9 protein-coding genes are annotated in these 9,068 nt (G+C 70.0%); 6 read left to right on the top strand and 3 right to left on the bottom strand.

Features of this window, described 5'->3' with window-relative positions:
• Positions 1 to 41: 41 nt before the first annotated feature.
• Positions 42 to 470: a YybH family protein gene (locus ACFO0C_RS16670; RefSeq protein ID WP_378067538.1), complete on the bottom strand. Its 429-nt coding sequence runs from the start codon at positions 468 to 470 to the stop codon at positions 42 to 44.
• A gap of 63 nt (positions 471 to 533) precedes the next feature.
• Here ACFO0C_RS16670 and ACFO0C_RS16675 point away from each other — a divergent pair, with 63 nt between their 5' ends.
• The 5 genes from ACFO0C_RS16675 to ACFO0C_RS16695 all read left to right on the top strand — a co-directional run bounded on the left by ACFO0C_RS16675 (position 534) and on the right by ACFO0C_RS16695 (position 4,421).
• Positions 534 to 905 carry a YciI family protein gene (locus ACFO0C_RS16675; RefSeq protein WP_378067539.1) on the top strand — a complete coding sequence of 124 codons (372 nt, stop codon included), beginning with the start codon at positions 534 to 536 and terminating at the stop codon, positions 903 to 905.
• A gap of 4 nt (positions 906 to 909) precedes the next feature.
• Positions 910 to 2,130, top strand: coding sequence for an RNA polymerase sigma factor (locus tag ACFO0C_RS16680; RefSeq protein WP_378067540.1), 1,221 nt, complete (start codon positions 910 to 912; stop codon positions 2,128 to 2,130).
• Positions 2,127 to 2,945 (top strand): hypothetical protein, encoded by an 819-nt coding sequence (locus tag ACFO0C_RS16685; RefSeq protein ID WP_378067541.1) that lies wholly within the window; start codon positions 2,127 to 2,129, stop codon positions 2,943 to 2,945. Before ACFO0C_RS16680 ends, ACFO0C_RS16685 begins: the two co-directional genes overlap by 4 nt.
• 22 nt (positions 2,946 to 2,967) lie before the next feature.
• Entirely contained in the window at positions 2,968 to 3,579 is a 612-nt protein-coding gene (locus ACFO0C_RS16690) for a hypothetical protein (protein WP_378067542.1), read from the top strand.
• Positions 3,580 to 3,644: 65 nt separating this feature from the next.
• A complete protein-coding gene (locus ACFO0C_RS16695) occupies positions 3,645 to 4,421 on the top strand; it encodes a glycosyltransferase family 2 protein (RefSeq protein ID WP_378067543.1) in 777 nt (258 codons plus the stop codon).
• 73 nt (positions 4,422 to 4,494) lie between these two features.
• On the opposite strand, the gene ACFO0C_RS16700 is transcribed toward ACFO0C_RS16695, so the two are convergent.
• Entirely contained in the window at positions 4,495 to 5,460 is a 966-nt protein-coding gene (locus ACFO0C_RS16700; protein ID WP_378067544.1) for a glycoside hydrolase family 6 protein, read from the bottom strand.
• 699 nt (positions 5,461 to 6,159) lie between these two features.
• Here ACFO0C_RS16700 and ACFO0C_RS16705 point away from each other — a divergent pair.
• Entirely contained in the window at positions 6,160 to 7,458 is a 1,299-nt protein-coding gene (locus ACFO0C_RS16705; protein ID WP_378067545.1) for a cellulose binding domain-containing protein, read from the top strand.
• A gap of 154 nt (positions 7,459 to 7,612) precedes the next feature.
• On the opposite strand, the gene ACFO0C_RS16710 is transcribed toward ACFO0C_RS16705, so the two are convergent.
• The coding region (locus ACFO0C_RS16710) for a tetratricopeptide repeat protein (RefSeq protein ID WP_378067546.1) at positions 7,613 to 9,068 on the bottom strand (1,456 nt) is incomplete at its 5' end.

The following is a 9,068-nucleotide window of genomic DNA, read 5'->3' on the forward strand; positions in this document are numbered from 1 at the left end:
GTCGAGCCGCCGTCGGCATTTCCGTTCGGCCCGGCGTGTGCTCAGCCTGCGGGCGTCAGGTCGGTCGACGCGCGGAATGAGCCGTCCATCTCGAACGGCACCGACTCGTGCTCATGGGTCACCAGCCATCTCCCGCCGACACGCCGCAGGCCCAGCGTCACCCGGAACCACAGCGTGAAGCCCTCCGCCGCGCCCCGGGGCACCCCGCTCATGCGGTCGATGCTGGTCGCGAAGGCCACGTCACCGTCCGTGGTGATCTCCAGCTGGGTGACCTCGCGGCGTGGTGGCTTCTCGAAGTTCGCCATCCACGCCCGCAACAGCTCCGGGTCGCGGCGGTCGCCGGGCTGGCGCAGCGGCGGGGCGAGGTTGAATTCGACGAACCCGTCCGCGTAGTACGACAGGATGGCCTCGGCATCGCCGGTCTCCAGCAGTGCCGCTTTACGTTCGATGACTTCCTGGATCTCGTTCATGCCGTGACGTCGAAACCACCCCGGCCGGTTTCGACAACACAGCAGGAGAGAAGGAGACAACCGATGAAGTATCTGATCCTGATCCAATCGAACCCACAGTCGCTGGCCGTCTGGGAGACGCTGACCGACCAGCAGCGCGCCGACCTCGGCCTCGGCCACCTCCGGCTGAGCGCCGAGATGCGCGACGCCGGGGTGCTCGTGGCCGGTGAAGGGCTCGGCGATCCGGCCCTGGCCACCCAGGTCTCGGTCCGCGACGGCCGGACGATCACCTCGGACGGGCCGTATGCCGAGGTCAAGGAGCATCTGGCCGGCTTCTACCTGATCGACGTCGCGGACCTGGACGAGGCGGTCGCCTGGGCGGCGAAGGCACCGGACGCCGCCTACACCCGGGTCGAGGTGCGCCCGGTCCTGGACATGAGCACGTGGGAGATCTGAGTACGTGGGAGACCTCACCGGGCTGCCGGATCTGCTGCGCGAGTGCGCGCCGCAGGTCCTGGCCGCCGTCGCCCGCCGGTACGGCGACTTCGAGGCCTGCGAGGACGCGGTCCAGGAGGCGCTGATCGCGGCGACCCGGCAGTGGCCGGACACCGGGGTGCCGGACCAGCCGCGGAACTGGCTGATCACGGTGGCGAGCCGCCGCCGGGTGGAGGCGCTGCGCAGCGAGACGGCCCGCCGTCACCGGGAGGAGGCGGTGCGGCACGAGCCGGTACCGCAGGTGCGCGGCGACGACGAGCTGGCGTTGCTGCTGCTGTGCTGCCATCCCGAGCTGAGTGTGCCGGCGCAGGTCACGCTCACGCTGCGGGCGGTCGGCGGGCTCACCACCGCGGAGATCGCCCGCGCGCTGCTGCTGCCGGAGGCCACTGTCGGGCAGCGGATCAGCCGGGCCAAGCAGCGGATCCGTGCCACCGGCGCCCGGTTCGCGATGCCCGCTCCGGACGCGAGTCTCACCCCGGTCCGCCACGTGCTCTACCTGATCTTCAACGAGGGGTACACGGCCAGCTCCGGCGACAGCCTCAACCGGGTGGAGCTGACCCGTGAGGCGATCCGTCTGACCCGCCAGCTGCAACGGCGCCTGCCCGACGACGGCGAGGTCGCCGGTCTGCTCGCGTTGATGCTGCTCACCGACGCGCGCAGGCCCGCCCGTTCCGGATCGGACGGACTTTTGATCCCGCTCGCCGAGCAGGACCGCGACCGCTGGGACCGGTCCGCGATCGCCGAAGGCGTCGCGATCATCACCGACACGCTGGCGCGGGCCCCGATCGGTCCCTTCCAGATCCAGGCCGCGATCGCGGCGATCCACGACGAGGCGGCGCGGGCCGAGGAGACCGATTGGCGGCAGATCCTGACCCTGTACGGGATGCTGCACGCCCTCGACCCCAGCCCGATGGTCACCCTGAACCGGATCGTGGCGCAGGCCATGGTCGACGGCCCGCAAGCCGGTCTCGCCGCGCTGGACCAGATCGCCGGCGACCCGGTGCTGGCCCGTCATCACCGGACCATCGCGGTGCGCGCCCACCTGCTGGAACTGGCCGGCGACCGGGCCGGTGCGCGGGAGCACTACCAGCGGGCGGCGCGGCTGACCCTCAGCCTGCCCGAGCAGCGCTACCTGGAGTCGCGTGCGGCACGGTTGCATCGAGGCGCGTCATACTTGTCGGCATGAGCAGGGAGTTCGTGCGGGCGGGGCCGGTGGCGCCCGGGGAGTTCCTGCTGTCGTGGGCCGAGGCCACGCTGCGGGAGTCGCTGCGACGGCCGGCGCTGCTCGACCCGGGGTCGTTCGAGATCTTCGGTCAGGGCTCCCGGGTCAACAACACCCATCTCGACCAGGGCAGCGACATCGACCTGGTGCTGATGCTCACGATGCCGGCGGCCGCCGGCCGTCGCTGGGAGGACTTCCGCGACGACGTCCTCGCCGTGATGGGGGAGTCCCACACCGTCCGGATGGGGCGCCGCTGCCTCAACGTCGACGACCCGGACTCGCTGTTCGGTGAGATGGTCGACATTCTCGTCGCCACCGAGTACCGGTGGTATCCGGTGCCCGGGGACGGCCACTACGAGCAGGGCGTCTTCTTCCGGGATCAGGAGGGGCGGCCGATCGTCAACTTCCCGCGCCAGCACCGGCGCAACGGCGACGCCAAGGACCTGCGCACCGGCGGGCGCTTCAAGGAGGCGGTCCGATCCGCTAAACGTGCCCGGCGGCGGGCCGAGCGAGCGGGGATGATCGACGGCGGGGCCGCTCCGTCGTACCTCATCGAATGCCTTCTCTTCAACGTCCCCGACCGGGTCTATCGCGCCTCGCCGGGCCGCGTCGCCCACGGCGGCGCCGTCGAGTGGCTGCGGCGGAGTCTCGCCGCCGATCCGGTCTCGTTCGCGGCCCTGCCCTGCCAGAACGGGATCAACCGGCTCTTCGGGCCGGGCCCGGATCAATGGGATCCGGACGCTGCTGCGAGAATCATCGACGTTCTTCAGCAGATCTGACGTTCGGGGCGGTGTCGGCAGCATGTCGTGGACGGCCGCGCAGACCACGGCGGTGATCGTGCCGGTCATCGCCATCGTCGGGGCGGTGCTCACCGCGCTGCTGACCTATGCGCTCAACCAGCGTGCCGCCCGCCGGGAGCGCCGGGCCCGCGCGTTCGGCGAGGCGCTCAGCGTCATCGAGGACTACGCCGAGATGCCGTATCGGATCCGCCGGCGCACCGGCTCGGTGGAGGCGCGTCAGCAGCTCACCGAGGAGGTCAGCCGGATCTACTCGCGGCTCGCCTTCCACCAGGCACTGCTGGACATCGAGGCGCCCCGGGTGGCGGCCGCCTACCGGCTGCTGGCCAACGAGGCCAAGGCCGAGGTCGGCGAGCAGATGAAACAGGCCTGGCAGAAACCGCTGCGCACCACCGACGCGGACATGAATCTGGAGCATCACTACGACCGGAGGCGGGTCGACGCGGCCCGGGACCGCTGTGTGGTGACCATGCGGGCGGCTCTCGGGCGGGGGAGTTTCCCCGCACCGGCCAAACGGCTGCCCGGCCGGCCGGGCGTGGAGAGGCCGCCTGGCGTGGAGAGGCCGCCCGGTGGGGAGAGGCCGCCCGGCGTGGAGGGGTCCGCCAAACCTGAGTGAGACCTTGCGTGGGGTTTGATCCCGGCCAGAGGTTGCCTTGAGGTAGCGGGCCGATCTGATCGGGCATGAACGCCACCGCAGTCTTCGCCCCCGCCGCCCCCGCCGCTCGTGCCGGTGTCGAGTTGACCGTGGTGGTGCCGTTCTTCAACCCGGGAGCGGCGCTGCGCCCGACCGTCGAGCGTCTGGTGGCTTGCCTGGCTCACGCCGGTGTGGCGTTCGAGGTGATCGCGGTGTCCGACGGTTCGACTGACGGTTCGGCGGCGACGATCGCGGGGATCGCCGGGGTCACGGTGATCGACAACGCGGTGAACCAGGGCAAGGGTGCCGCGTTGCACCAGGGGTTCGCGGCGGCGAACGGTGCGTGGATCGGGTTCGTCGACGCGGACGGTGACATCGACCCGCAGCACCTGGTCGACTACCTGATGGTGGCTCGGGCCGGTGGTCACGCGGTGGTGTACGCCGACAAGCGGCACACCGAGTCGGTGAGCGCGGCCAGCGGGTTCCGCAAGCTGGTGTCGGTCAGCTACTCGACCCTGGTCACCGCGATGTTCGGCCTGGACGTCCGGGACACCCAGACCGGCTGCAAGATCATCCGCCGGGACGTGCTGCTGGCGGTCCTGCCCCGCCTCCGGGAGCGGCGTTTCGCGTTCGACCTGGAACTGTTCGTCGCCACCAAGGCCGCCGGGATCACCGATGTCAAGGGTGCCCCGGTGCGGCTGGAGGCCCGGGTCGCGGGGTCGACGGTCACGGCCAAGAGCATCATCCGCACGGTCCGGGACACGTTCACCATCTACGGGCGTCGCCGGGCCAGCCACTACGCGGCCTACGCCCTCGCCGCCTGAGCCTGGCGTGGGGTCGGAGGACCACCCCTCATGGCCTCAGCTACCTGCCGAGCCCATGAGGGGTGACCTCTCATCAATATCCGTAGACCATCTTGTAGGCGACTTCCGGCAGGAACTGCCCGGCCGACGAGCCGCCGCCGACCCCGCAGTTGCCGTCCGATTCACCGGGGGTCTTGAGCCACAGCAGCATCTCCGCGCCGCCGCCCATCTGCGTCGGTGTGCCGATCCGGCGCCCGGCGGGGTTGCACCACTGGCCGTTGGCACCGTTGCCGTTGCGGCTGGTGTCGACCACGAACGGTTTGGTGTAGCCGTACCGGCGCAGCTCATTGCCGAGACGGTTGCCGAAGGTGACGTTCTCACCGGTGGGGAAGTAGTTCGAGACGTTCAGTGCGAAACCGCGCGCGCCGGAGACACCCGCCGAGTTCAGGCGCTGAGCCATCGTCGTGGCGTCGACCCAGCCGGGATTGCCGGCGTCGAGGTAGGTCCAGGTGTTGGGTGCCTTGGACCGGAACTGACCGATCGCGCGGGAGAGCATCCCGAGGCGTTCGTTGATCTGGCTCTGGCTCATGCAGCTGAAGTCGCCCAGTGCGTCGGGCTCGAGGACCACCACGGCGGGCCGGCTGCCGATCGTGGCGGCGAACGACGTGATCCACTGGTCGTAGGCGGCGACACTGCCCGCGCCCCCACCGGAGTGGCCACCGCACGCGTCGCGGCCGGGGATGTTGTACGCCACCAGGAGCGGCAGCTTGTCGACGGTATCCGCGGCACCGACGTAGTTGCCGACAGCACGGGAGATGTCGCCGCTCCAGTTGCCGAACCAACTGGCCATCGGCTTCTGTGCGATGGCGGCGCGGATCGTGGAGGCCCGCCCGTCAGCGGGGTTGGCGGCTGCCCATGAAGCCGGACTGGAATACGGGTTGACGTAGAAGCCGCTGGTCTGGCTGATCGGATCGGCCTGCGCGGCGGGTGCGCCGACCAGGACCGCGGGGACCACGAGCGCCAGGGCGGCGAGCATACGGGAGCAGAGCGGTCGTCTCATCGTCGTGTCTCCTGAGCATCGGATGGGGATCGGCTGTCGGGGCGGCCGTCCGGAGCTGAGACTGGAAGCGCTTCCAGATTGTTACATCTGCATATCTCGATCTGATGCTGGGCAAAGGTTGCTCAGATGTCAAGCCGGGCCGACAGGGTTCCCGCGATGACTGGGACCGATTCCAGTTCGTGACGGCTGGGGATCGGTATTCGAGGTTTCCTGCCGCGGCAATTCGGTCGGGTCGGTCATCGCGACGGCGAGATCGGGTCGTCCGGCCCCGAGATTGGCGACAAATTCCGGAAGAATTGCGTAATTACCGACCAGATTGTCTAGTCGGCGCGACCCGAACGTCGCCGGCCATCGGCAAGTTGCATGTTCGGAAGCGGGGGCGTCGGGCCCGGTACCGAGCCGTTGCGGTCCGGAACTTCCGGAGCGGTTGTCGGCAGCGTGGTGAAGCGAGCTTTCTGGAGGGAGTGCGACCATCCGGCGCCTTCTCATATAACGGTTTTCTGGCATTCACTCCTTGCCTCATTTGCCAGAACGGTTGGCGAATAACTGTTATATCCATCGGAAAGTTGGGTGAGCTGCTCTTTTGCCGACACCGGAACATTGCCGACAACGCGCTGCTGGAATAGCTGGGAGCGCTCCCGTAACATCGCTGAAATCCGCGGTCGAATCATTGGCGTCGATAATTTCGGAGGCGTTCCGATGGCACAGCGAAGAGCGGGCAACCGCGTCCTTCTCAGTACGGCAGCCGCCATCGCGGCGACGATGATCATGGTGGGGGCGGCGCTTCTGACAAGCGGAACAGCCTCTGCCGAACAGAACAGCACGCTGGCGGCCACCGCCGGTTGTGGCAAGACACCGACCCTGCGCGACGGCACCTACACGATCCAGAGTGGCGGCCGGGCAAGGACCTATATCCTTCGGCTGCCGGCCAACTACTCCAGCTCCCAGGCGTACCGGCTGGTCGTGGGTCTGCACTGGCTCAACGGCAGCGCCAATGACGTCGTCGGCAACGGCTTCTACGGGCTACAGCAGCGATCCGGGAACAGTGCGATCTTCGTGGCCCCGCAGGGCCTGGACGCCGGATGGGCCAACACCGGTGGCCGGGACGTCACCCTGGTCGACGACATCCTGCGTGTCGTCGAGAACGACCTGTGCGTCGACACGTCCCAGCGATTCGCCCTCGGCTTCAGCTACGGCGGAGCCATGAGCTACGCCCTGGCCTGCGCCCGGCCGACCGTGTTCCGGGCGGTCGCACCGATCGCCGGCGCCAACCTGAGCGGTTGCTCCGCGCCGTCCGGTCCGGTCGCCTACTTCGGCATCCACGGCATCCGCGACAGCGTCCTGAACATCTCGCAGGGCCGATCGATCCGGGACACCTTCGTGCGAGCCAACGGCTGTGCTGCCCAGAACCTGCCGGAACCGGCGCAGGGCAGCGGCACACACATCACCACCGGCTACACGGGGTGCCGCGACGGATATCCGGTGAGGTGGGCCGCCTTCGACGGCGACCACGTGCCCCTGCCGGTGGACCGCAACGCCTCGTCCTCCTGGGTCTCCGGCGAGGTGTGGCAGTTCTTCTCCCAGTTCGGCGGCAGCACCACGCCGTCCAGCCCCACGCCGCAGCCGTCGTCACCCCAGCCGCCGTCACCCCAGCCGTCGTCACCCCAGCCGTCCTCGCCCGCGGCCTGCCGGGTCACCAGTGTGGTCAACGCATGGAACAACGGGCTGACCGTCGACATCACCGTCACCAACACCGGCAACACCGCGGTCAACGGCTGGGCGCTGACCTTCGGGGTGCCTGCCGGGCAGTCGATCACCGGCGGATGGAACGCCACCTACACGACGTCGGCCGGACGGGTCACCGCCACCAACGTCAACTACAACGCATCGATCGCGCCGGGCGCGTCCGTCAGCCTGGGTTTCCAGGCGACGCACACCGGTGACCGCGGCGCCCCGACGGCATACGCACTCAACGGGAACCCCTGCGTCAGCGGTTGAACCGCCCGCGCCGAGAGGTTCATACCGGCCCGTCCCGCACATGTCGCAGGGCGGGCGCGGCGAGCGCGGCGACCAGCTGGGCGGCCCCGGCCGATCGTGATCCGGCGGGACGAGCTGGAGAACGTGCTTGGTGGGTGCGACCGCCCGCCGGGTTCTAGGTCAGGTTCTCGGAAGGAGTGGGAACCGGGGCCAGCCGGCCCCGGACCGCCTCGGCGTCGGCGTGCTCCAGGCCGTCCAGGATCGCCAGGGACCGCTGCCAGCAGGAACGGGCCGCACCGTCCTCACCGGCCGCCGCGTGCACGTCGCCGAGCCGGGTCAGGGTGTCGGCCCGCTGGAACTCGTTCTCCATCTGGCCCCACAGCTCGACCGCGGCCCGATAGCAGGTCAGCGCGTCGTCGAGCCGGCCGGCCCGCTGGTGGACCAGACCGAGGCTGTCCCACGAACCGGCGGTGCCCTGCACGTCGCCGAGTTCCTGATGGATGGCCAGCGACTCGCGGCAGTGGGTGAGTGCCGGTTCCAGATCGCCCATCCGGGCCATCGACCAGCCGATGTTGCCCAGCGCGATGGCCTGGCCACGGCGGTCGCCGATCTCCCGGTACAGCTCCAGGGCCAGCGCGGACTGGTCGCGGGCCTCGGCGTCCGCACCGCGGCGGTCGTGCACCAGGCCGATGCCGAAACACACCCGGGCCTGGTTGAACCGGTCGCCGAGTGCCGCGAACGTCCACCGGGACCGGGCCAGGTGGGTCAGCGCGTCGTCGTCGCGGCCCAGCCACGAATACGCCATCCCCAGCGAGTGCTCGGCGTGGGCACAGCCGACCCGGTCGGCGGTGCGGGTCGCCGCGTCCAGGGCGATCCGTGCCACGGTCACGGCTTCGCGCCACATCGCGTGCGCCTCCATCAGCAGGCTGAGGCTGAACGCGAGGCGCCACGAATACGCCTCCAGGCCGGGCGTGGCCGCGGCCTGCCCGATCGAGGCGACCAGGACCCGCCGCTCGGCACCGAACCACACGTTGGCCGCCCCCGGGTCGCCGAACCGCTCCACCGGTATGTCGTCGCCGGCCGGTGGGAGGTCCAGTTTCTGCCACTCCCCGTACTGCACGCGGGCGCACGACTGCACCGAGTACAGCAGGTAGTCCAGCAAACGCCGCTGTGCGGCCCGCCGGGTGTCCGCCTCTTCCTGATCCATGGCGCATTCCGCGGCGTACGCCCGAAGGAGATCGTGCAGGGAGAACCGGTCGATGATCGCCTCGGTGACCAGGCTGGCCTCGGCGAGCTCCGCCAGGAGCCGGCGCGTAGCGGCCGGCGAGGCGCCGGTGAGCGCGGCGGCCGCCGCGACGCCGACGTCCGGCCCGGGGTGCAGACCGAGGAGGCGGAACAGGCGGGCGGCGTCGTCGGACAACCGGCGGTACGACCAGCTGAAGACCGCCCGCACATCAGTGCCCTCGTCGCCTCCGCGGAACGCCGTCAGGTCACCCCGGCGCTGCCGCAGCTGGGCGGCGAGACTGGTCAGCGTCAGGGCCGGCCGGGTCGCCGCCTGCGCCGCGACCACCACCAGCGACAGCGGCAGCCGCGCGCAGCGGGTGACGATCTCGGCGACCGCGGCCGGCTCG

It is taken from the genome of Actinoplanes subglobosus (assembly GCF_042650585.1).
GTDB lineage: Bacteria > Actinomycetota > Actinomycetes > Mycobacteriales > Micromonosporaceae > Actinoplanes > Actinoplanes subglobosus.